Here is a 23,586-nt window from a genome sequence, read left to right on the forward strand (position 1 = left end):
TGGCGCGCCCTGTGGCGCGCCATCGTCGTTTCAGCGCTGCGGACAGGCGTCCAGCACGCAATCACGCCAGAGGCGCTCACACATGGCAGCCGAGCGGCCCTCGGCCAGGCATTCGGCACGGACGCCTTCGCAGTAGCGCCCTCCTGCGCAGATGATCAGGCTGGGCGATGCACTGGCGCCAAGCGCGAGGGACGCAAGGAACACGGCCGAAAATTTCTGAGCGAGCGTCATTTTCATATCGATCTCTCAATCGTCCAAGATTGGACCGATTGACGGTATCAACTGAATTTCCACTCGAAACGTGAGGCGGATCACCCTTCACTGAAACTCAGAGTTTCCTTACCCACAACGCAAAGAGGGCGGACCTTGCGGTCCGCCCTCCTTTTTTACGCCATTGCTTCGATGGATCAGAAGCGCTGGGTGTACTTCAGGTAGTAGAACCGACCGATGTCGAAGCCGCCGTAGTAGGAGAAGCTCGAGTTCGGCTGGCTGTACATCACCGGGCCTTCGTGGTTGAACACGTTGTTCGCGCCTGCCGAGATGGTGGCATCCCACGGGGTGGTGTAACGCACCTGCAGGTCATGGAACGTGTTCGAACCGGTGTTGCGCACCGGGATCGCCAGCGTATAGGCCGACGAGTAGCTCGGGTTGTTGCACTCCGGGCCGCCTTCGCGATCGTAGGCGCACTCTTCCTTCAGGCCGGAGTAGTAACGCATGCCCCAGTTGACGCCGAAGTTGCCCAGGCTCCAATCGATGTTCAGGTTGGAACGCACGCGGAAGTTGCCGCCCCAGTCGCCCGTGCCCCAGCCAGTGTGCTGCTCGACAGCGGTTTCAGCTTCGTTGTCGCGCTTGTACTCGAGGTAGTCCACATACGTGGTCTTCCAGTCGATGACGACATTGCCGAAGGACAGTTCCGGCAGACGGTAACGGATACCCAGATCGTAACCTGCGGTTTCCTGGTAGCCGCCGTTGATCAGCGTACGGGTCACGTCGACGACCTGACCGGAGTCGGTGTCACGGGTGACTCGGTCACAGGCGTTGGCGTTGTTCAGCACGTAGCACTGGTTGAGGATCGAGGTGACCGACTCTGCCGCGATGACGTTGTCGATGCGGATCTTCCACCAGTCCAGGCTGACATCCAGGCCCTGCACGAAGTTCGGGCTGTAGACCAGGCCGACCGTCCAGGTCTTGGAGGTTTCCGGCAGCAGACCATCATTGGAGCCGGACAGGTACGGGTAGTTCGACTGTGCGCCCGGGCCGGTGGCATCGATGCCACCGGACGCTTCCTGACGGAAGTTGGCCGGCACGGCACCGCCGCAGCGGGCGGCGACGTCGGGGTTGCGCACGGCTGCACCGAAGGAGGTGTCGCACGGGTCGGTGTACTTGTCGAAGCTCTGCGAGGTGCCACCGTACAGGTTGGCCACGGTCGGCGCACGGAAGCCAGTGGCATAGGTGCCACGGACCAGCAGGTCGTCGATCGGCTTCCACTTCAGGCCGAACTTGGAGTTGAACGTGTCACCGAAGGTGTTGTAGTCCGAGTAACGGCCGGCCATATCGACCGACAGTTCCTTGGCGAACGGCAGATCGGCGAGGATCGGCACATTCAGTTCCAGGTAGAACTCGTCCAGCTTGTAGCCACCGGCGGTCGGCGCACCGGCCAGGTCGGTGCTCAGGCCCGACTGCAGCAGCGCATCCGGGTTGTACTCGGCTTCTTCTTCGCGGTGCTCGTAGCCGGTCGCGAAGGACAGGTCGCCGGCCGGCAGGGTCACGATGGCGCCGCTCAGGTTGGCGCTGTAGACCTTGCTGGTGGTCAGCGAGGTGTCGTGGGTCGGCAGGAACAGGTACTTCTGCAGGTCCGGGTTGGACAGCGAACCGTCGGCGGTGGAGCCGTACGGCAGCAGCGGGTTCCACGGGGTGCAGCCGGCGATCGGAGCCGCTGCGGTACCGCACTGGGCAACACCGTTCGCATCCAGGTACGACGGACCCACGGCATTCTTCACGTTCGGAATGAACAGATTGCCGGTGCCGGTCTTGACGCCCTTGTTGCGGTTGTAGACGTAGCCCACATCCCAGTCGAAGTACTTGTCGGCGAACTCGAACGAGCCTTCCAGACCGCCGCTGAAGCGGAAGGTGTTGAGCTCGGACTTGGTCTGACGCGGCACTTCCCACGTACGACGCATGAAATCAACGTCGGTATCGAGCGGATTGAAGACGCTGTTGGCGTCCATCTGGGTGTCGTAGGCAGCCGAACGGTACGGATAGCCGGCGATCTGCTGCAGCGCTTCGCGTTCGGTGTACAGGACGCTGGCGGTACCGCGGATGTTGTCGGTGAAATCGAACTGGCCGTTGGAGAAGACCGAACGACGCTTGATGCCGGTCGACAGGAACATCTGCTGCGACGGGTTGGACAGATCGGCGTTGCCCAGCTCGTGGTAGTCGCCGAAGTTGTTCGAGGCGCCGCCCGGGTTCAGGACGTAGTTGCCATCATCGGTAACCAGCACGCCCTTCTCGGTGATCGCGCTCCAGCCGTTGGTGTCCTCATCGGTCGGCACCGGATGGCGGTAACCGTTGGCCGAGGCGCTGTAGCGACGGTTCTTGGCCAGAACCGGCTTTTCTTCGCTGTACTCGGCGCCGAGGGTGATCGAGCCGCGATCGCCGGTCTGGCCGTAGACGAAGTTGTAGGTGGTCTTGTCGCCGTCGCCCTGGCCGTACTGGCCCTTGTAGACGCTGGCTTCCAGGCCGTCGAAGTTCTTGCGGGTGATGATGTTCACCACGCCGGCGATCGCGTCGGAACCGTAGATCGCCGAAGCGCCATCGGTCAGGACTTCGATGCGCTCCACGACCGAGGTCGGGATCGAGGCGAGGTCGGTGTAACCGCCGGAGCTGACGCCCATGCGCTTGCCGTCGAGCAGCACCAGGGTGCGCTCCGGGCCGAGGTTGCGCAGGTCGACGTACTGGCCGCCAACTTCTTCACCCGAGGACAGCGCATCGGCGCGGCTGATGGCCGGCGAGCCGGTGGCCGACAGGTTCTGGACGATGTCGGCGACGCTGGTGAAGCCCTGCTTCTCGATGTCGGCGCGCTGCAGCGCGATCACCGGCTGGGCGGTCTCGGTGCTGGCCTGACGGATACGTGAGCCGGTGACCTGGATGCGGTCCAGGTCGGTCGTGCCGCTTGCTTCCTGCGCCGAAGCAAAGGCCGGCGTCAGGGCAAGCGCAATGCCGGCGGGCAGAAGGCCCAGCCGCACTGCGGGAGTACGAAAATTCATTTATCTCTCCGAGGTACGTTAGTAGCGTGTTAAAAACGCCTCGGAAAGTTACGATTGCGTTGCAGTGAATTATTTGCGTGAGACAACCGAAGACTTTGCCGACTCTGGCGAGAGATTCGCACCGGCCTCACGATAGCGTGACGCGGACAGTCCGAAGCGGGCTCGAAACGCCCGTGCAAAGCTGCAGCAGTTGTCAAATCCACTCGCTGCCGCCACCTCGCCGACCATCATGTCCGTATCGCGCAGCAGATCGGCGGCGCGCTCCAGGCGCAGGCGGGCGGAAAGCGATTGCGGGCTTTCCGCGTAGAGGCTCTGGAACGTCTTGGACAGGTACCAGCTGGAGAAATTGGTCAGTTCGGCCAGTTCACCAATGCGCACGACACGGTGGCTGTTGCCCTCGAGGTACAGACGGGCGCGCTGCATGCGTCCGAAGACCTGGCGTTTGCGGCTGCGTGAGCGCCCCGGGCAGCGCTGCACGCCAGTCGCCATGCCCTGCTGCAGGGCGGCCAGATGCAGCAGCACCGGGCGCAGGGCCTGGGTAGGATGGCCGGTGGCCAGGACGTCACGCCACAGGCGCAGGGCGACGCGGGCGTCGCTGCGGCTCATGCTGCCGCGACCCGCGTAGAGACTGCAGTCGGTGAGCTCACCCAGGGCGCGCAGCGCGTCCGGCGCCAGGCTCAGCCCGATGCACAGACCGTCGCGGCCGGCCTGGACCATGGGGCGCGATTCCTTCTCGAAGGCGATCCACTCACGCTGGCGCAAGCGGAACCGCCCTTCCTTGGACTCGACCCACGCGCTGCCACGCAACTGGATCCACACAGTGAAGGTCGTCCCAGGACTTTGCAGACTGCCCAACCGGGCCACACCCAGACAGGTTGGCAAGGGACCGTCGTCGACGACCTTGTCCAGGGAGAGCGCTTGACCGCGATCGGCCAGGGAGAGCTGACGCATGACTTCACCGAGAGTTTGCCTTTGCTGGCCTGCAGTCTTGCCAAATCAGGCCGCTGCCTCAGGAAGTCCTGGCGAGATTGATACGAATTCGAGACGAGAACGCCACGAAGAAGTTACGAAGGGTTTTTTGTTTTCAAAATCATGGACTTGACGAACCCCGGAAACAACGACGGTACGCGCTCGGGGAGCGACATCACCCCGATGTCGGTGCCATCGGCCACCGCCAGGGCCACATACAGGGCCTCCCCGCCGGGTCCTGCGCTGAATCCATTGCTGGCGCTGAGGCGGCCTGCATCCAGGCAATGCTCCTGATCGGCGATCGGCTGGGCAATCCGGGTGAACACCGTGGCGCAATCGGATCGATTGGAGAGATAGTCGATCGCCCCCTGCGCGGACACGGTCCAGGTGCGATAGCGCCAGCGCGTGGGGCGGTCTTCGCTGATCTGGCGGATGCTCTGCGAACTCAGCGAAGCGTCGGCCTGCCACAGCCCCCCCGCCGAGAGCCGGGTAAACAACACGCGCTCGCCTGCGACGTCATAACGCGCCTGGGAAACGCCCTCGATGCTGCCGATGAGTCGCCAAGGGGTCAGGCTGCGATCGAACAACGACAGACGCATCCGCTCATCACGGTCGCGCTCCACCACCAGGACCTGCAGCGGATCCCTGCCATACAGCGCCTGCAATGGCTGGCGCACCGGGACGGGCAGACGCACGGTCTGCTCATCGCGCGGGGAGACCTCATAGATCCCGGGGTTGGCATGCTCATCGCGCCCCAATACCAGCACGCGCTTGCCGTCATGCGACCAGTCCGAGGCCTGGCGCGCTTCGGGCCTGAGGCCCTCGATCGGACGCAAGGACTCCGGCCGCTGCAGATCCGCCCACCACAGTGCATAGCTGCCCGAGCGGTCCGAAGAAAACACGATCTGCTGACCGTCCGGAGACACCATGGGCTGCGAGTCACGTCCTCCCGAGGGGAACAGGCGCTGCGGCACACCCAGCGCGCCAGCTTCCACAGGCACCCGGAACAGGCCGAACTGGGGGCGCCGGTGTACGAAGGCGAGCATGTCGTTCGCCCGGGACACGGTGGGGGACTGCGCATCGTCCAGACCGACGTCGCGCAGGACACGCGTATCGGTATCGAGCTCATACAGGCGCGATTCGCTGTCGACCCGGCGGCCGAACACGATATGGCGGCTGTCGCCGCGCCAGGCCCAGCCCCGGATCTCCGCCGAGTCATCGGTCAGCTGCTCCGGGCTGCCCCCCCCAGCCGGCATGCGCCACAGATCGCCGATCTGCGGATTGCGCACGAACACGATCCAGCGCCCATCCGGCGAGTACCGCGGGGCATATTCGAAGTTGTCGCTGCCTATATCGTATTGGAGCGGCTGCCAGCGTCCGCTGGCGATGTCCAGGGTGCGGATGCCGCGCTGCGCATACCGGCCGGACAGCGAGCCGAAGACCAGGCCGCGACCATCCGGGGTCCAGTCGAAGCTGAGCAGCTCAGTGCCGTCGCAACGGGTCACGTGACGCACCGCCCCACCCGTCGCACTGGCGATCAGCACCTCGCAGCTTTCGGCCGGACCGAACCGGGCGAACGCGATCTCACGGCCATTGGGCGACCAGCTCGGGAAGCGGTCGGACATGCCTGGGGGCGGCTCGACCAGCAGGCGTGCCGGCGTGTTACCGGAGGTCTGCACCTTGATGACGCTGCCCGGTCGGCTGGGCACATCGGCTTCATAGGCGATCTGCGACCCATCCGGAGACAGCGTGGGATAGGTTTCAAATCCTGCCGTGGCGGTAATCAGGCGATACGGGCGTTGAGGACTACCAATCACCCGCGTGCCATCCTCCACCGCGGCCTCGACCGCTGAGGCCGGCGGATCGCGTTGCATCAGCAGGGCTGCCATCACCAGCAGCGCCACCAGCATCACCAGCCCGACGACCATCACCGCGTAGCGGCGAATGCGCCGCCGACGGCGTTTGATCGGGTCTTGCGGAGGCCGCGCATGCGGCAGTGCCGCCGGTACGTGCGCGGCGGCGAGCACGCCCGTGGAGGCCGGCTGCAGCTCGGGCTCGAGCAGCAACACAGGTGCGGCATCCTCGACCACGCTGACCGGCATCAGCAGGCGGTAACCGGTCTTGGCAATGGTCTCGATATAGGGTTCGGCCGCATCGTCATCAGTGGCGAAGGCCTTGCGCAGCTGGGTGACCGCCTGGGTCAGCACGTCGTTGGTCGGCAGCGTGTCCGGCCAGACCTCCGCGAACAGTTCATCGCGGGTGACCACCGCCCCTGGAGAACGCAGCAGCGCCTTGAGAACACCCAATGCTTTGGGTGTCAGTCGACGTGGACGACGCATGCCTTCGCTCATCACTTCCCGCGAGGAGAGAGTGACGATGAAATCGCCGATCTGAATCACATCGGCGGAAGGGCGCTCACTGTCGTTGCTGATCATCCAGGACACGAGGAAAATACAAAAAACCACTGGAATTCACACGGTCGCCGCAATAGATACCGCCAGACGAACCGCCAGATTCCGCACACGCCATCGGCGCAAACCGCAAAACCACCGAGGCGCGCGAATACTAGCCTATGCCGGTTAACCGCGCCTGTGCGTGCGGCCGACAACAGGCTCTCTCTCGCCGATGAATTCACATAAATTGCGTCAACATTCGCGCCTTCTGGCGCGAATTTTTTATGTTTTATTCAGTTTCGTGCACGGGTCAGCATGGTCAGTCCCACCAGCCGCGAGACCACCAAAGCCACGTACATCACGCCTGCGAACTGCTCCAGCATCACCAGCGCGCGCGCCTGTGAATGGATGGGCACCACATCGCTCAAGCCGACCCCGGACAGCAAGCTGAAGCTCAGATAAAGCAACTCCATCCAGGTCCGCAGTTCGCTCTCGCTGGTCGCCACGAAACTGCCCGGGTACCACTGCTGGCACACCGCGAACGCGAAGGCGAATGCCCACGCCAACAGCGTGAAGGTGGCCCCCGCCGCGAACAGCTCGTCGCGGGTCACCTTGTGGTCCTGCAGCATGTAGGCGATCAGGCTGCCAGCCGTATAGAAGTACAGCAGGCATTCGAGCAGCTGCGCAGTGGTGACCAGCGCCGGGCGGTCCAACAGAGCACCGGAGATGGAGAACACCACCGAGGGGATCGCCAGCACCAGCGCCACCCACATGCCGAGCGGGCTGCGCCGTACCACCCACAAGGCCAGGCCGAGCACGGCGATGCCGAACGCACCAAACAGCGCGCGACTGGCGCCGGCCTCGTCCATTGCCGGATACAGCAGCACGCCGAGCAGTTGCACGGCCAACAGCCAGGCAGAGGGATGCCGGCGCGCGATGGCCAGCCATTTGGTGCTGCGTGCTATCGCCATCGTCGTCCCCGCCCCTGCCTGGTCGCGCCGAGCTTAGCTGGAATCACGCCGCCGGCGGATGATGGCCGTGGCGGCGCGCCCCGCCACGGCCGGCGCCTCATTCCTGGCGATACACCTGCGCCCCGAGATCCCGGAACTGCGCGGACTTCTCGGCCATGCCGGCCTCCAACGCCTGCTGCGCATCCAGGCCCTGCCCCGCCGCATAGTCACGCACATCCTGGGTGATCTTCATCGAACAGAAGTGCGGGCCGCACATCGAGCAGAAGTGGGCGAGCTTGTGCGCATCCTTGGGCAGCGTCTCGTCATGGAATTCCTTGGCCTTCTCCGGATCCAGCCCAAGGTGGAACTGGTCCTCCCAGCGGAATTCAAAACGCGCCTTGCTCAACGCGTTGTCGCGGACCTGCGCGCCGGGGTGGCCCTTGGCCAGGTCCGAGGCGTGGGCGGCAATGCGGTAGGCCATGATGCCGTCGCGCACGTCCTGGCGGTTGGGCAGGCCCAGGTGTTCCTTCGGGGTGACATAGCAGAGCATCGCGGTGCCGTACCAGCCGATCATGGCCGCACCGATCGCACTGGTGATGTGGTCGTAGCCCGGCGCGATATCGGTGGTCAGCGGGCCCAGCGTATAGAACGGTGCTTCACCACACTCGCGCAGCTGCTTGTCCATGTTTTCCTTGATCAGCTGCATCGGCACGTGGCCGGGGCCTTCGATCATGGTCTGCACATCATGCTTCCACGCGATCTTCGTCAGCTCGCCCAGTGTCTCCAGTTCACCGAACTGCGCGGCATCGTTGGCATCGGCGATACAGCCCGGGCGCAGGCCGTCGCCCAGCGAGAAGGTCACGTCGTAGGCCTTCATGATCTCGCAGATGTCCTCGAAGTGCGTGTAGAGGAAGTTCTCCTTGTGATGGGCCAGGCACCACTTGGCCATGATCGAGCCACCGCGCGAGACGATGCCGGTCACGCGCTTGGCGGTCAGCGGCACGTAGCGCAGCAGCACGCCGGCGTGGATGGTGAAATAGTCCACGCCCTGCTCGGCCTGCTCGATCAGCGTGTCGCGGAAGATCGCCCAGTTCAGCTCCTCGGCGCGGCCATCGACCTTCTCCAGGGCCTGGTAGATCGGCACGGTGCCGATCGCCACCGGCGAGTTGCGCACGATCCACTCACGCGTTTCATGGATGTGCTTGCCGGTGGACAGGTCCATCACGGTGTCGCCGCCCCAACGGATCGCCCAGACCAGCTTTTCCACTTCCTCGGCAATGCCCGAGGACACCGCACTGTTGCCGATGTTGGCGTTGATCTTGGTCAGGAAGTTGCGGCCGATGATCATCGGTTCGCTTTCCGGGTGGTTGATGTTGTTGGGTAGCACCGCACGGCCGCGGGCGATCTCATCGCGGACGAACTCGGGGGTGATGACCCTGGGGATCGAAGCACCAAAGGACTCGCCGGGATGCTGCTTCAGCAGTGCGGCGTCGCGGATCGCATCGAGGCGCTGGTTCTCGCGGATCGCCACGAACTCCATTTCCGGCGTGATGATGCCGCGGCGTGCGTAGTGCATCTGGGTGACATTGGCGCCTGCCTGTGCACGGCGTGGCTGCAACCGCGCGGGGAAGCGCACCGCATCCAGGCGGGCATCGGTTTCACGCGAGCGGCCGAACACCGAGCTCAGGCCCTCCAGCACCTCGGTATCGCCACGCTCGGCCACCCAGGCGGCGCGCAGTGCGGGCAGGCCGGCGGAGAGGTCGATGGCGACCCCCGGATCGGTATACGGGCCGGAGGTGTCGTACACGGTGACCGGCGCGTTCTCTTCGCCACCGAACAAGGTGGGCGTGCGGGTCAGCGTGATCTCGCGCATCGGCACCTGCAGGTCGCTGCGCGAGCCCTGCACGTGGATCTTGTGCGAGCCGGGAATCGGCCGCGTGACCGATTCGGAGAGTTGCTGGGCCTGTTGCTGCAGGGCGGAGAGCTGTGCGTTCATCAAGGCATCGTCCTAGGTTCAATCCCCGCACAGGGACTGTGCGGTTCTATGCGAGGGATTCGCATGGGAGGGACGAAACGGCGGCGCTCGACGGACGGATCGCGGGCGGTCTCCGGGCACGGTGGCCCTACGGCGCAATGCATCTGCAGATGCGAAGCTTCCCTACGCCGGTATCAACCGGATCAGGTTCGAAGGGACTGTCTCAACCTTGGCCACTGGGCCGCGGTACCCCCGCTTCGGGGCGAATTAGAGCACAAAGCAGCGCGCAGGGGCGCACCGCCAAGCCGCACACCAACGTGATCGGCCTGTGCATGTGAACAGAGCACCGACACGCCATGCACTACCATGCTGCAGCGCGGTATGCGGTGCGGTCAGGGGGTAGCCTCCCGATCGCGTGCACACCGCGCTCTGCTCGACGCCATTGACGTCCGTACTGACCGGCCTCGACCGGCTTGATCCGCCCCAGTCGTTGCCGTTGCGCCGCTGGAGATTGCAAGCCTCGGCTCGCCCCTACTGATCGGAGACACGCCAGCATGGTGTTCCGCATTTCCATCGCACTGGTCGCACTGCTGGTGCTGATCGCCGGCCTCGCGCCGGGCCCCTTCAACGAGGTCGTCCAGAGCGGCCTGTCCACCATCATCCGCAGTACCGGCTGGCTGTATCTGCTGGTGGTGTTCATCACGCTGTCGTTCCTGATGTACCTGGCCTTCGGCCGCTTCGGTTCGCTGCGCATCGGCGGCGAGGATGCCGAGCCTGATTTTTCCAACGCCAGCTGGATGTCGATGTTGTTCGCCGCCGGCATGGGCATCGGCCTGGTGTTCTGGGGCGCGGCCGAGCCGATCTCGCACTTCGTGAAGCCACCGGAAGGGCTGGCCCCGCAGAGCATGGAGGCGGCGCGCGCGTCGATGCGCTATGCGTTCTTCCATTGGGGCCTGCACCCGTGGGCGATCTATGCGCTGATCGGCCTGGCGATGGCCTGGTTCCAGTTCAACCGCAACGGCCGCGGGCTGATCAGCGATCTGCTGCAGCCGATCATCGGCGCGCATCACCGCGGCTGGATGGGCACGGTGGTCAACGTCGCCGCGGTGGTCGCCACGGCGATCGGTGTGGCCACGACGCTGGGCTTCGGCACGATCCAGATCGCGGCCGGCCTTGAGCGCGTGTTCGGTATCCAGGCCTCGGTACCCGTGCAGTTGACCATCATCGCGGTGGCGTTCGTGCTGTACATGGCCTCCACCACCAGTGGCGTGCACCGCGGCATCAAGTGGCTCTCGAACTTCAACCTCGGCCTGGCGGCATTGTTGCTGGCGCTGATCCTGGTGCTCGGGCCGACCGGCTTCATCTTCGATACGTTCACCACCACGATCGGTTCCTACCTCAATTCACTGGTGACGATGAGCCTGCGGATGTCGCCGTTCTCGGGCAGCACATGGGTGGCGGACTGGACGATCTTCTACTGGGCGTGGTGGATCGCGTGGGCGCCGTTCGTGGGCTCGTTCATCGCGCGCGTCTCGCGTGGGCGCAGCATCCGCGAGTTCGTGCTGGGCGTGGTGATCGCGCCGAGCGTGCTGGGCTTCCTGTGGTTCTCGGTGTTCGGCGGCACGGCGCTGTGGTCGCAGATTTTCGGCCACGTGGATCTGGCGCAGGCGCTGGGCAATGGCTACGAGACGGTGCTGTTCACGATGTTCGACAGCCTGCCGATGCCGACGGTGCTGTCGGTGATCGCGCTGGTGTTGTTGATGATCTTCTTCGTGACCTCGGCCGATTCGGCGGTGCTGGTGCTGGCGACGATGTCGACGGAGGAGGCGGGCGATCCGCCATTGGCGCGCCGGATGGTGTGGGGCGTGGCGATCGCGTTGATCGCGGGCGTACTCTTGTTGGCGGGCGGTCTCAATGCGCTGCAGGGGATGATCACGATCGCGGCATTGCCGTTTGCGTTGTTGATGCTGGCGGTGATGTGGTCGTTGTATCGGGTACTGGATATGGAGCATGCGCTGCAGCGGCGCCGTGCGCAGCGCGCGCGGCGGTTGATGGATGAGTGGATCGAGCGGGAGATCGCGGCGCAGGAAGAGACGCGCGATGAGGCGGCTCGGGCGCCTTGAGTTGGTCGCCTGGAGCGGCACGCTTCCCGGGCTATCGGTGGGCGGGCCGGGACGGGTGGGTTGGCGGGACACGCCGTGAATCCGTCCATGGAGGCTCATGTCGCGCCATCCATGGCGCTCATGGTCCCGACAACCCACCCGCCCCGTCCCGCTCACAGTTTCAAGGTGGTTCTGGTAAAGCCGCCGAGCAGTGCTAGGCAAGGCGCGCCCGACTCACAGTGTCAGAGTTCCAACGCGAGCAGCGTAGCCAAGCTCGACACAGTCGACGTTCCGCGCAGTGCGCTTGGGGTAATTCGGGCAACGCAGCCGAGCAACGCTCGGCACAGCAGCGTGCACCTGACGCATCGGATCATCGTTGAGAAAAAAGGAGCCACGCATGGCGTGGCTCTACCGCTTTCGCATGCGCACCGACCCACTGTGGGTGGGTCGGCCTGGGTGGGTTGGCGGGACCATGAGCCGCATGGATGCGGCGACATGAGCCTCCATGGACGGATTCACGGCGTGTCCCGCAGACCCACCCAGGCCGGCCCACTACCCGTACCCCCGAACGCGTCCTGCTTTACGCTCTGCTCAGCGCTTCTGCAGACCAGCGATCGGCACTACGGAGCACGAGAGAATCAGTACCCCGCCGCCTGCCCATCCTTGCGGCTTTCCGACGCCCCGTAATACACACCGGTCTCCGGATCACGCAGGATCGCCTGATACCCGCCGTACGGACCATCCGCGAACACCACGCGGTGGCCCTTGCGCATCAACGCGCGCACCGTGTCATACGGGAAGCCGGTTTCCAGATTCACCTCGCCGCCATCGCTCATCGCCGTCGCCTGCCCGGTCGGCTCGGTCGAGCCCTCGTGCTGGATGCGCGGCGCATCGCCGGCTTCCTGCAGATTCATCCCGAAGTCGACCATGTTCATCACGATCTGCGCATGGCCCTGCGGCTGCATCGCGCCCCCCATCACGCCGAAGCTCATCCACGGCTTGCCGTCCTTGGTGACGAAGCCCGGAATGATGGTCTGGAACGGGCGCTTGCCCGGCGCATAGCCGTTCGGGTGATCCTTGCGCAGCACGAACATCTCGCCACGATCCTGCAGGATGAACCCCAGGCCCGGAGGCGCCATGCCGCTGCCCATGCCGCGGTAGTTGGACTGGATCAGCGAGACCATCATGCCGTCGGCATCCGCCACGGTCATGTAAATCGTGTCGCCTTCCTGCAGCTGCTTGGGCGTACCCGGCTGCACTTCACTCAGGGCCTTGTCCATCGAGATCAGCTTGCGGCGCTCAGCGGCGTAGCCCTTGGAAATCAACCGGTCGACCGGGGCCGGGTGGAATGCCGGATCGGTGTAGAAGCGCGCGCGGTCGGCGAAGGCGAGCTTCTTGGCTTCCACGAACAGGTGCACGTGCTCGGGTGAGCCGAAGGCGATCTTGGAGAAGTCGTAGCCTTCCAGTACGTTGAGGATCTGCAGCGCGGCGATGCCCTGGCTGTTCGGCGGCAGCTCCCATACGTCATAGCCACGGTAGTTGCTGCTGACCGGCTCGACCCACTCGCCATGATGGCTGGCCATGTCGTCATAGCTCAGGTAGCCACCGTTGGCCTTGAAGTAGGTGCCGATGGTGCGGGCGATGTCGCCCTTGTAGAAGGCATCGCGGCCGCCCTGGGCGATCTGCTCCAGGGTGTGGGCCAGGTTCGGGTTCTTCCACATCTCGCCCTTGCGCGGGGCATGGCCATCGATCGTGAACTGCTCGGTGAAACCGGGGTACTTGGACAGCCGGGGCACCGAGCGGTCCCAGTAGTAGGCGATGACCTCGGCGACCGGGTGGCCCTCGCGGGCGTAACGGATCGCGGGCGCGAGGTTGTCGGCCATCGGCTTGCGGCCGAAGCGGTCGTGCAGGGCGAACCAGCCATCCACCGCGCCGGGCACCGAGACCGGCAGCGGGCCAGTCGCCGGGATCTCCTTCAGGCCGCGGCGCTGGAACTCGGCCAGGGTCAGCGACTTCGGCGAGCGGCCTGAGCCGTTGTAGCCATACAGCTTCTGCGTCCTGGGGTCCCACACGATCGCGAACAGATCACCACCGACGCCGTTGCCGGTGGGCTCCATCAAACCGAGGGCGGCATTGGCCGCGATCGCGGCATCCACCGCCGAACCACCGGACTTCATCACGTCCAGGGCGATCTGCGTGGCGAGGGGCTGGGAAGTGGCGGCCATCGCGTGCGGGGCGATCACCTCCGAGCGGGTGGCGAAGGTGTGGCCGGTGATCCGGTCAGCGGCGATGGCGGCGGCGGGCAGCGTACACAGGACGGCGGCGGCGAGCAGACCGCGGGCAAGGCGTGAGGACACGGGGTGGTTCCTGAGAGGTGGTAGCGAGCTGATGGTGGCGGCAGATGCCGCCGGAGGACATCCCACTATGGTCATGCACCTCACACAAATCGGCCCCGAATCCGCGCAATCGCGCCCGGCAAAATGCTGAATTCCGGTTCACCGGAACGCTTTCAGCCGCAACCATCCTTGTACAGCGGGGGCTTGCGGTGGATGCAGGCGAAACCGATGGAAATTGTCTTTCCAAGGTTGACACCGCCGAAACCCGTGTGGTTTTCTCGATCTCATGTTGCAGCGCACAGCCACCCGCGAATCCATCGAGCACGCCGACCACGGCGCGGCCTCCATCCGTTCGCTTCTCGTACTCGTACTTATTACCCAACCAACAGGTGCGGGACGGACCGGCGTGTAAGCAAGACTGCCAGGTATCCATCAAAACCCGCACCCGACCAGGTGCGGGTTTTTTCGTTTCAGAACCCTTTGATTTCCATCCTCCCCGCCGAGTTGCCTTCCACCATGACCCGCCAGCCCACCTCGAGCCAGCCGATGCCCACCGCCCCCACGGCGGGTGCGTTCGCGTGTGCTCGCGGCCAGGCCGGCGCCACCCCTTCCCCTGATGGGCCGACGCGTCGCTGACCGTCGGCCCTCTTTTTTCTTGCCTCCAAAGGACCTCCCCCATGAGCACCAACGACCTGCCCCAGATCAAGATCGCTGTTGTCGGCTACGGCAGCCAGGGCCGCGCGCACGCGCTGAATCTGCGTGAATCCGGTTTCGATGTCGTCGTCGGGCTGCGCCCGGGCGGTCCCACCGAGGTCAAGGCCCAGGCCGACGGCTTCACCGTCAAAGCCCCGGCCGAGGCGGTGAAGGATGCCGATCTGGTCGCCGTGCTGACCCCGGACATGGTGCAGAAGAAGCTCTACGAAGATGTGCTCGCGCCGAACATGAAACAGGGCGCGGTGCTGCTGTTCGCGCACGGTCTGAACGTGCATTTCGACATGATCAAACCGCGCGAGGATCTGGACGTGGTGCTGGTCGCGCCGAAGGGCCCGGGCGCGCTGGTCCGTCGCGAGTATGAGATCGGCCGTGGCGTGCCGTGCATCTGGGCGGTCTACCAGGACAAGAGCGGCAAGGCCGCCGAGTTCGCCCTGGCCTACGCCGGTGGCCTGGGCGGCGCGCGCGCCAACCTGATCCAGACCACCTTCAAGGAAGAGACCGAAACCGATCTGTTCGGCGAGCAGGCCGTGCTGTGCGGTGGTGCTTCGGCACTGGTGCAGGCCGGCTTCGAAACCCTGGTCGAAGCCGGTTACCAGCCGGAAATCGCCTACTACGAAGTGCTGCACGAACTGAAGCTGATCGTCGACCTGTTCTACGAAGGTGGCATCACCCGCATGCTGGAATTCATCTCCGAAACCGCGCAGTACGGCGACTACGTCAGCGGCCCGCGCGTGATCGATGCTGGCACCAAAGCGCGCATGAAGGACGTGTTGACCGATATCCAGAACGGCACCTTCACCAAGAACTGGGTGGCCGAGTACGAAGCGGGCCTGCCGAACTACAACAAGTTCAAGCAGGCCGACCTGGAGCACCCGATCGAGAAGGTAGGCAAAGAACTGCGCGCCAAGATGGTCTGGTTGCAAAGTCAAGCCGCGTAAACGCGCGGCTCCCCCACCCGCTTTCGTAAAGGTCACCGCATGAACACCTCCGCACACAGCACCGCGCCCCGCAACGGCGCACGCTGGTTGACGCAGGCCCTGGAAGCCGAGGGCGTGCATACGCTGTTCGGCTATCCGGGCGGCACCATCATGCCGTTCTATGACGCCCTGGTGGATTCCGGGCTGAAGCACATCCTGGTTCGCCATGAGCAGGGCGCGGCCCTGGCCGCCAACGGCTTCGCCCGTGCCAGCGGCCGGGTCGGCGTCTGCGTCGCCACTTCCGGCCCGGGCGCCTCCAACCTGGTCACCGGCATCGCCGATGCGATGCTGGATTCGGTGCCGATGGTCTGCATCACCGGCCAGGTCGCCACCCCGCTGCTGGGCACCGACGCGTTCCAGGAACTGGACGTGTTCGGGCTGACTCTGCCGATCGTCAAACACAGCTGGCTGGTGCGCTCGGTCGATGACCTGCCGCAGGTGGTCGCCGATGCGTTCCGTATCGCCCGCGAGGGTCGCCCGGGACCGGTGCTGATCGATCTGCCCAAGGACGTGCAGGTGGCCGATGCGTCGCACCTGCCGGACCACGTGCCGGCCACGGTGGTGGCGCCGCCTGCCCCGAATGACGAGGCCATCGCGCAGACCATCGCCGCCATCGCCGGGGCCGAGAAGCCGGTGATCTATGCCGGGGGTGGCGTGGCGCTGGGCGATGCGGTGGAGGACTTCCGTGCCTTCGTCGAGGCGACCCGTATTCCGACCGTGCTGACCCTGCGCGGCCTGGGCGCGCTGCCGCCGCAGCATCCCCACTACCTGGGCATGCTGGGCATGCACGGCACCCGCGCGGCCAACATGGCCGTGCAGGAAAGCGATCTGCTGGTGGTAGTCGGCGCGCGTTTCGATGACCGCGCGACCGGGAAGTTGAACGAGTTCGCCCCGTTTGCCCGCGTCGTGCATATCGATGCCGATGCGTACGAGATCTCCAAGCTGCGCACCGCCGACATCGCGGTGCCGGGCAATGTCGGTACGGCGCTGCGCGCACTGACCGCCGCGGCCACCGCCCCGGCCACGCAGGAGGCCTGGGCCAAGCGCTGCCAGGGCCATCGTGAACGCTTTGCCCCGCGCTACGACGCACCGGGCAAGCACATCTACGCCCCGGCACTGCTGAAGCGCCTGAGCGAGCTGGCGCCGAGCGATGCGATCATCGCCTGCGATGTCGGCCAGCATCAGATGTGGGTCGCCCAGCATTGCCGCTTCACCCACCCGCGCAACCACCTGACCAGCGGCGCGTTGGGCACCATGGGCTTCGGCCTGCCCGCGGCGATGGGTGCGCAGTTCGCCTGCCCGGATCGCACCGTGGTGCTGGTCTCCGGCGATGGCAGTTTCATGATGAATGTCCAAGAGCTGGTCACCATCGCCCGCTGCCGCCTGCCGGTGAAGATCGTGCTGCTGGACAACAGCTCGCTGGGCATGGTCCGCCAGTGGCAGGAGCTGTTCTTCGCCGAGCGCTACAGCGAGATCGATCTGTCCGACAACCCGGATTTCGCCGCGCTGGCGCAGGTGTTCGGCATTCCGGCCACGCGCATCGAAGCGCGTGACGATGTCGAAGGTGGCCTGGCCGCGATGCTGGCCCAGCCCGGCCCGGCCCTGCTGCATGTGGCCATCGATGCGCGTGCCAACGTGTGGCCGCTGGTGCCGCCCAACAATGCCAACAGCACGATGCTGGAAAGCAACCCCGCTCATCAGTCCCAGGAGTTCCCCAATGCAATACCGGCTTGACCTGGTGCTGACCCCGGCCGAAGGCGCGCTGCTGCGCGTGATCGGCATGGCCGAACGCCGCGGCTTCGCACCGCGCGCGATCGCCGGTGCGCCCAATGCCGCCGACGATGGTCGCTGGCACCTGCAGTTGGTGGTCGATTCCACCCGCCCGCCGGAAACCCTGCGCCGCCAGATCGAGAAGATCTACGACTGTGTGTCGGTGCGCATCAGCGCACTGGAGCCCGGTACGGGAGTATCCGCATGAACGCCCGCACCGTTGCATCGGTGCCGGTACGGAGGTGTCTTCTCGGTCGTACGTCGCACCGTGCGCCGTGGCAGCGCGCGTCGCTCCGGAACGATCACCATGGCCGGGTGCGTGATGCCGGCTAGCCGTACCGCGCAGGAACCGGACGTAGGCGACGTAAGCGTCGCCGATGTGCTGGCCGCGCAGGCGCGGCTGCGCCGCTTCCTGCCGCCCACGCCGCTGCATTACGCCGAGCGTTTCGGCGTGTGGCTGAAGCTGGAGAACCTGCAGCGCACCGGCTCCTACAAGGTGCGCGGTGCATTGAACGCCCTGCTGGCCGGGCGTGAGCGCGGCGACGACCGCCCGGTCATCTGTGCCTCGGCCGGCAACCACGCCCAGGGCGTGGCGTGGGCCGCCTACCGCTTGAACATTCCGGCGATCACGGTGATGCCGCACGGTGCACCGGCCACCAAGATCGCCGGGGTCGCCCACTGGGGCGCCACCGTACGCCAGCACGGCGAGAGCTACGACGAGGCCTACGCCTTCGCCCGTGCCTTGGCCGACCAGCACGGCTACCGCTTCCTGTCCGCCTTCGACGACCCGGACGTGATCGCCGGCCAAGGCACCTTGGGCATTGAGCTGGCCCCGCACGCACCGGACGTGGTGATCGTGCCGATCGGCGGCGGTGGCCTGGCCTCCGGCGTCGCGCTGGCGCTGAAATCGCAGGGCGTGCGCATCGTCGGTGCACAGGTGGAGGGCGTCGATTCGATGGCCCGCGCCATCCGCGGCGACGTGCGTGAGATCGCCCCCGTCGCCACCCTGGCCGACGGCGTCAAGGTGAAGATTCCCGGTTTCCTGACCCGCAAGCTGTGCAGCGCACTGCTGGACGATGTGGTGATCGTGCGTGAAGCCGAGCTGCGCGAGACGCTGGTGCGGCTGGCGCTGGAAGAGCACGTCATCGCCGAAGGTGCCGGCGCGCTGGCACTGGCCGCCGGTCGCCGCGTCGCCGGCAAGCGCAAGTGCGCGGTGGTCTCCGGCGGCAACATCGATGCGCTGGTATTGGCCCAGCTGCTGGCCGACATCCGTCCCCGCCCTCCGCGCAAACCGCGCCGCCGCGCCAGCGAGCGAACACGCCCGCCCCTACCAACCGTGCTCGCGACATCCCCGATTTCCGCTTCGATTCCTACCTCTGCCATCCCATCCGACCTTGCCGTCGAGGAGACCTCCTGGTGACCATGCCCACCTCCCCCCGAATCAGAATTTTCGACACCACCCTGCGCGACGGCGAGCAATCGCCCGGCTGCAGCATGAGCCCGCAGCAGAAGCTGGTGATGGCCCGCGCACTGGACGAACTGGGCGTGGATGTCATGGAAACCGGCTTCCCGGCCAGTTCCCAGTCCGACCGCGAAGCGATGGCGATGATCGCCCGCGAAGTGCGACGCCCGACCCTGGCCGTGCTGTCGCGCTGCCTGGCCGCCGATATCGAAACCTCGGCCAAGGCGCTGGAGGCCGCGGCGAACCCGCGCCTGCATGTGTTCCTGTCGACCAGCCCGCTGCACCGCGAGCACAAGCTGCGCATGAGCCGCGAGCAGGTACTGGAGTCGGTACACAAGCACGTCAGCCTGGCCCGCAGCTACGTGGGCGATGTGGAGTTCTCCGCTGAAGATGCCACGCGTACCGAGGAAGACTTCCTGATCGAGGTCGCCCGCGTGGCCGTGGCCGCCGGCGCGACCACCATCAACCTGCCCGACACCGTGGGCTTCACCACGCCGGAAGAGATCCGCGGCATGTTCCAGCGCGTGATCGCCGGCGTGCCGGACAGCGACCGCATCATCTTCAGCGCGCACTGCCACAACGATCTGGGCCTGGCCGTGGCCAACTCGCTGGCTGCCATCGAAGGCGGCGCGCGCCAGGTCGAGTGCACCGTCAACGGTATCGGCGAGCGCGCGGGCAACTGCTCGCTGGAAGAAATCGCGATGGTGCTGAAGGTCCGCAATGCCTTCTATGAAGAAGACACGCGCATCAACACCCCGCGCATCGTGGCCACCTCGCAGCTGCTGCAGCGCCTGGTCGGCATGCCGGTCCAGCGCAACAAGGCGATCGTCGGCGCCAACGCCTTCGCTCACGAGTCGGGCATCCACCAGCACGGCATGCTGCGCCACCGCGGCACCTACGAAATCATGCGCCCGGAAGACGTGGGCTGGGAGTCCTCGCAGATGGTGCTGGGCCGCCACAGTGGCCGCGCTGCGGTCGAACAACGCCTGCGTGCGCTGGGCTTCTTCCTGTACGAGGAGGAACTGAAACACGTCTTCGAGCAGTTCAAGGCGGTGTGCGAACAGCAGCGCGTGGTCACCGATGCCGACCTGCAGACCCTGATGCAGGGCAGCGCCACCCAGAACGGCTACCGGCTGGCCTCGATGACGATCAGCGACGTCGGCAGCCGCGCGAATGCGCTGGTCGAGCTGTCCGATCCGGAGGGCAACCGTGTCGCCGAGACGGCGCAGGGCGATGGTCCGGTCGATGCACTGTTCGGCGCATTGTCGGCCGCCACCGGCGTGCAGTTGATGCTGGACAGCTACCACGTGCACAGTGTGGGCATCGGCGCCGATGCGCGCGGCGAAGCCAACCTGAGCGTACGCCACGAGGGTGTGGAGTACGAAGGCACCGGCACCAGCCGCGACATCATCGAAGCCTCCGCACTGGCGTGGCTGGAGGTGGCCAACCGTCTGCTGCGCCAGCGCAATGCGACGGCCGAGCAGCCCGCGACCACCGCCGCGGTCTGAGCCCCCCCACTACGTACCCCGAACCGCAGCAAGGCCAGTCCATGACCCCAGCTCCCCGCACCCTGTACGACAAACTGTGGGATGCCCACGTCGTCGTTCCCGAGACCGACAGCGCGCCCGCCGTGCTGTACATCGACCTGCACCTGATCCACGAAGTGACCTCGCCGCAGGCCTTCACCGAACTGCGCGAGCGCGGCCTCTCCCCGCGCCGGCCGGACCGGACCAAGGCCACGATGGATCACTCCACCCCCACCCTGCCGGCCGGCGCCGACGGCAAGCTGCCCTATGCCAGCGCCGCCTCCGAAGCCCAGGTAGCGATGCTGGCCGACAACTGCGCCGCGCATGGCATCGAGCTGTTCGACCTGCAGTCGGCCAGCCGCGGCATCGTGCACGTGATCGCCCCCGAACAGGGTTTCACCCAGCCGGGCATGACCATCGTCTGTGGCGACAGCCACACCTCCACGCATGGTGCATTTGGCGCGCTGGCCTTCGGTATCGGCACCAGCGAGGTCGGCCATGTGCTGGCGACGCAGTGCCTGCTGCAGCGCAAAGCCAGGACGATGGCGATCACCGTCGATGGCGCGCTGGCCCAGGGTGTCGGCGCCAAGGACGTGGTGCTGCACATCATCGGTGTGATCGGCGTCAACGGCGGCACCGGCCATGTGCTGGAGTTCCGTGGCAGCGCGATAGAAGCGATGGACATGGAGCAGCGCATGACCTTGTGCAACATGTCCATCGAAGCCGGGGCACGTGCCGGCATGGTCGCCCCCGACCAGATAACCTTCGACTGGGTGGCCGCCACCCCGCGTGGCCCCAAGGGCGCCGACTTCGATGCTGCCGTGGCCACGTGGTCGCAGCTGCGCAGCGATGTCGGTGCGCGCTTCGATGTCGAGGTCCACATCGATGCCGCCGACATCCGCCCCACCCTGACCTGGGGCACCCACCCCGGCACCGCCATCGCGGTGGACCAGCCGATTCCGGCGGCCAACGACGCGGCCGCGCAGAAGGGCCTGGACTACATGCATTTCCACGCCGGGCAGACCCTGGCCGGCACGCCGGTGGATGTGGTGTTCGTCGGCTCCTGCACCAACGGCCGCCTGAGCGACATGCGTGAAGTGGCGCAGGTGCTGCAGGGCCGCCGCGTCGCCCCGAGCGTTCGCATGCTGGTGGTGCCGGGCTCGGAAATCGTCAAGCGCCAGGCCGAAGCCGAAGGCATCGATGTGGTGGTGCGCGCGGCCGGCGCCGAATGGCGCGAGCCGGGCTGTTCGATGTGCATCGCCATGAACGGCGATCTGGTCGCGCCGGGGCAACTGGCGGTCAGTACCAGCAATCGGAATTTCGAAGGCCGCCAAGGCCCCGGCTCGCGCACCCTGCTGGCCTCGCCGATGACGGCCGCCTGGGCCGCGGTGAACGGTCGCGTGGCTGACCCGCGCGAACTGTATGCCACGCTGGAGGTGGCCTGATGAGCGGCTTCCGTACCCTGACCTCGACCAGCGTGGTGCTGCGCGAGACCAACATCGACACCGACCAGATCATTCCGGCGCGCTTTCTGTCCACCACCGAGCGCGTCGGCCTGGGCAAGCACGCCTTCAATGATTGGCGCTGGCAGCGCGAGGGCGTGCCGAACCCGGCGTTCGCCTTCAACCAGCCGCACAACGCCGGCCGCAGCATCCTGCTGGCCGGCCGCAACTTCGGCTGCGGCTCCTCGCGTGAGCATGCGCCGTGGGCCCTGACCGACCTGGGCCTGCGCGCCATCGTCAGCAGCGAGATCGCCGATATCTTCCGCGGCAATTCGCTGAAGAACGGTCTGCTGCCGATCGTGCTGGACGAAGCCGATGTGCAGACGCTGATGCAGCGCCCGGATGACGCATTGACCATCGATGTGGCCGCGCGCGAACTGCGCACCCCCGATGGGCGCGTGTATGCCTTCCCGCTGGACGGCTTCTCACAGACCTGCCTGCTGGAAGGCGTGGACCAATTGGGGTATCTGTTGGGCCGTACCCCTGACATTGAACGTTACGAGAGTGAACATGCACGCTGAGATTGTCGTATTGCCGGGTGACGGCATCGGTCCGGAAGTCGCCGCTGCCGCCGTGGCGGTGCTGGAGGCCGTCGCCACCCGTTTCGGACACAGCTTCGGGTTCCAGGAACACGACATCGGTGGCATCGCCATCGATCGCCACGGCGAGCCACTGCCGGCCGCCACGCTGGACGCCTGCCGCAAGGCAGACGCCATCCTGCTCGGTGCGGTCGGCGGGCCGAAGTGGTCCGACCCGAATGCCAAGGTCCGCCCGGAGCAGGGCCTGCTGGCGATCCGCAAGGCGCTGGGGCTGTACGCCAACCTGCGCCCGGTGCGCACGCATGCGGCTGCGCTCGGTGCCTCGCCGATCAAGGCCGAGCTGCTGGAGGGCGTGGACTTCGTGGTCGTGCGTGAGCTGACCGGCGGCATCTACTTCGGTGAGAAGACCCGCACTGCCGATACCGCCAGCGACCTGTGCAGCTACAGCGTGGGCGAGATCGAGCGCGTCATGCGCAGCGCATTCCGGCTGGCACAGACCCGCCGCTGCAAGGTCACCTCGGTGGACAAGGCCAACGTGCTGGAGACCTCACGCCTGTGGCGCGACGTCGCTGCGCGGATCGGCCGCGAGGAATTCCCGGACATCGCCTTGGAGCACCAGCTGGTCGATTCGATGGCCATGCACCTGCTGGCCAAGCCGCGCGAGTACGACGTGATCGTGACTGAAAACATGTTCGGCGACATCCTCACCGACGAAGCCTCGATGCTGGCCGGTTCGCTCGGCCTGCTGCCGTCGGCCTCGCTGGGCGAGCCGGGTGCGGTGGGCATCTACGAGCCGATCCACGGCTCGGCGCCGGACATCGCCGGCAAGGGCATCGCCAATCCGTACGCCACGATCTTCAGCGCCGCGATGCTGCTGCGGCATTCACTGGGGCTGGACGAAGAGGCTGCTACGGTCGAGGCAGCGGTGTATGCCGTGCTGGATGACGGCGTGTTCACCGCCGACCTTGCAGCCAAGGGTTTCGCGGTGAGTACCGCCGCAGCGACCGACGCGGTCCTTGCCAAGCTGCAATGATCGCAAAGGACGCGGCCTGAGGGCCGCGTTCCTGTTTTTACATCCCGCACGGCCTCCCTGTCCCGTCGGTCA

Annotated in this window: 16 protein-coding genes and 1 riboswitch; of the genes, 9 read left to right on the plus strand and 7 right to left on the minus strand. The window is 65.9% G+C overall.

Annotated features, from left to right (window positions below):
• Nucleotides 1-30: 30 nt before the first annotated feature.
• From AC06E9_RS03690 to thiC, 6 genes are all read right to left on the minus strand, one after another.
• Entirely contained in the window at nt 31-237 is a 207-nt protein-coding gene (locus AC06E9_RS03690; RefSeq protein ID WP_121039578.1) for a hypothetical protein, read from the minus strand.
• Nucleotides 238-407: 170 nt separating this feature from the next.
• Nucleotides 408-3,266 (minus strand): TonB-dependent receptor plug domain-containing protein, encoded by a 2,859-nt coding sequence (locus tag AC06E9_RS03695; protein WP_183073698.1) that lies wholly within the window; start codon nt 3,264-3,266, stop codon nt 408-410.
• A 69-nt stretch (nt 3,267-3,335) separates the two neighbouring features.
• Nucleotides 3,336-4,217 carry a helix-turn-helix transcriptional regulator gene (locus AC06E9_RS03700; RefSeq protein ID WP_121039584.1) on the minus strand — a complete coding sequence of 294 codons (882 nt, stop codon included), beginning with the start codon at nt 4,215-4,217 and terminating at the stop codon, nt 3,336-3,338.
• A 113-nt stretch (nt 4,218-4,330) separates the two neighbouring features.
• A complete protein-coding gene (locus AC06E9_RS03705; protein ID WP_152152611.1) occupies nt 4,331-6,670 on the minus strand; it encodes a winged helix-turn-helix domain-containing protein in 2,340 nt (779 codons plus the stop codon).
• A gap of 251 nt (nt 6,671-6,921) precedes the next feature.
• Entirely contained in the window at nt 6,922-7,599 is a 678-nt protein-coding gene (locus tag AC06E9_RS03710; RefSeq protein ID WP_121039590.1) for an ion channel, read from the minus strand.
• 97 nt (nt 7,600-7,696) lie between these two features.
• Nucleotides 7,697-9,574, minus strand: a complete 1,878-nt coding sequence (thiC, locus tag AC06E9_RS03715; RefSeq protein ID WP_152152599.1) for a phosphomethylpyrimidine synthase ThiC — start codon at nt 9,572-9,574, stop codon at nt 7,697-7,699.
• Between the two features lie 141 nt (nt 9,575-9,715).
• A riboswitch (TPP riboswitch) is annotated at nt 9,716-9,817 on the minus strand.
• Between the two features lie 290 nt (nt 9,818-10,107).
• On the opposite strand from thiC, the gene AC06E9_RS03720 reads away from it, so the two are divergent.
• On the plus strand, nt 10,108-11,676 hold the full coding sequence (locus tag AC06E9_RS03720) for a BCCT family transporter (protein ID WP_102788207.1): 1,569 nt from the start codon (nt 10,108-10,110) through the stop codon (nt 11,674-11,676).
• Nucleotides 11,677-12,293: 617 nt separating this feature from the next.
• Here AC06E9_RS03720 and ggt read toward each other — a convergent pair.
• Nucleotides 12,294-14,012, minus strand: coding sequence for a gamma-glutamyltransferase (gene ggt / locus AC06E9_RS03725; protein WP_478055492.1), 1,719 nt, complete (start codon nt 14,010-14,012; stop codon nt 12,294-12,296).
• Nucleotides 14,013-14,668: 656 nt separating this feature from the next.
• On the opposite strand from ggt, the gene ilvC reads away from it, so the two are divergent.
• The 8 genes from ilvC to leuB all read left to right on the plus strand — a co-directional run bounded on the left by ilvC (nt 14,669) and on the right by leuB (nt 23,514).
• A complete protein-coding gene (ilvC, locus tag AC06E9_RS03730) occupies nt 14,669-15,643 on the plus strand; it encodes a ketol-acid reductoisomerase (RefSeq protein ID WP_070473592.1) in 975 nt (324 codons plus the stop codon).
• A 39-nt stretch (nt 15,644-15,682) separates the two neighbouring features.
• The gene (ilvG, locus tag AC06E9_RS03735) at nt 15,683-17,416 is read left to right on the plus strand and encodes an acetolactate synthase 2 catalytic subunit (RefSeq protein WP_478055493.1); all 1,734 of its coding nucleotides are present in this window, start codon (nt 15,683-15,685) and stop codon (nt 17,414-17,416) included.
• Complete coding sequence (locus tag AC06E9_RS03740; RefSeq protein ID WP_070473596.1) at nt 17,400-17,660, plus strand: ACT domain-containing protein; 261 nt, start codon at nt 17,400-17,402, stop codon at nt 17,658-17,660. Before ilvG ends, AC06E9_RS03740 begins: the two co-directional genes overlap by 17 nt.
• Before the next feature lie 114 nt (nt 17,661-17,774).
• Nucleotides 17,775-18,872 carry a threonine dehydratase gene (locus AC06E9_RS03745; RefSeq protein WP_478055584.1) on the plus strand — a complete coding sequence of 366 codons (1,098 nt, stop codon included), beginning with the start codon at nt 17,775-17,777 and terminating at the stop codon, nt 18,870-18,872.
• A gap of 2 nt (nt 18,873-18,874) precedes the next feature.
• Complete coding sequence (locus AC06E9_RS03750) at nt 18,875-20,422, plus strand: 2-isopropylmalate synthase (protein ID WP_478055585.1); 1,548 nt, start codon at nt 18,875-18,877, stop codon at nt 20,420-20,422.
• A gap of 41 nt (nt 20,423-20,463) precedes the next feature.
• A complete protein-coding gene (gene leuC, locus AC06E9_RS03755) occupies nt 20,464-21,885 on the plus strand; it encodes a 3-isopropylmalate dehydratase large subunit (RefSeq protein ID WP_478055494.1) in 1,422 nt (473 codons plus the stop codon).
• Nucleotides 21,885-22,463 (plus strand): 3-isopropylmalate dehydratase small subunit, encoded by a 579-nt coding sequence (leuD, locus tag AC06E9_RS03760; RefSeq protein ID WP_152154259.1) that lies wholly within the window; start codon nt 21,885-21,887, stop codon nt 22,461-22,463. The genes leuC and leuD overlap by 1 nt, the downstream gene beginning before the upstream one ends.
• Nucleotides 22,453-23,514 (plus strand): 3-isopropylmalate dehydrogenase, encoded by a 1,062-nt coding sequence (gene leuB, locus AC06E9_RS03765; RefSeq protein ID WP_478055495.1) that lies wholly within the window; start codon nt 22,453-22,455, stop codon nt 23,512-23,514. The genes leuD and leuB overlap by 11 nt, the downstream gene beginning before the upstream one ends.
• The last annotated feature ends 72 nt before the right edge of the window (nt 23,515-23,586 follow it).

The organism is Stenotrophomonas sp. Steno-Z10-BAI (assembly GCF_056393115.1).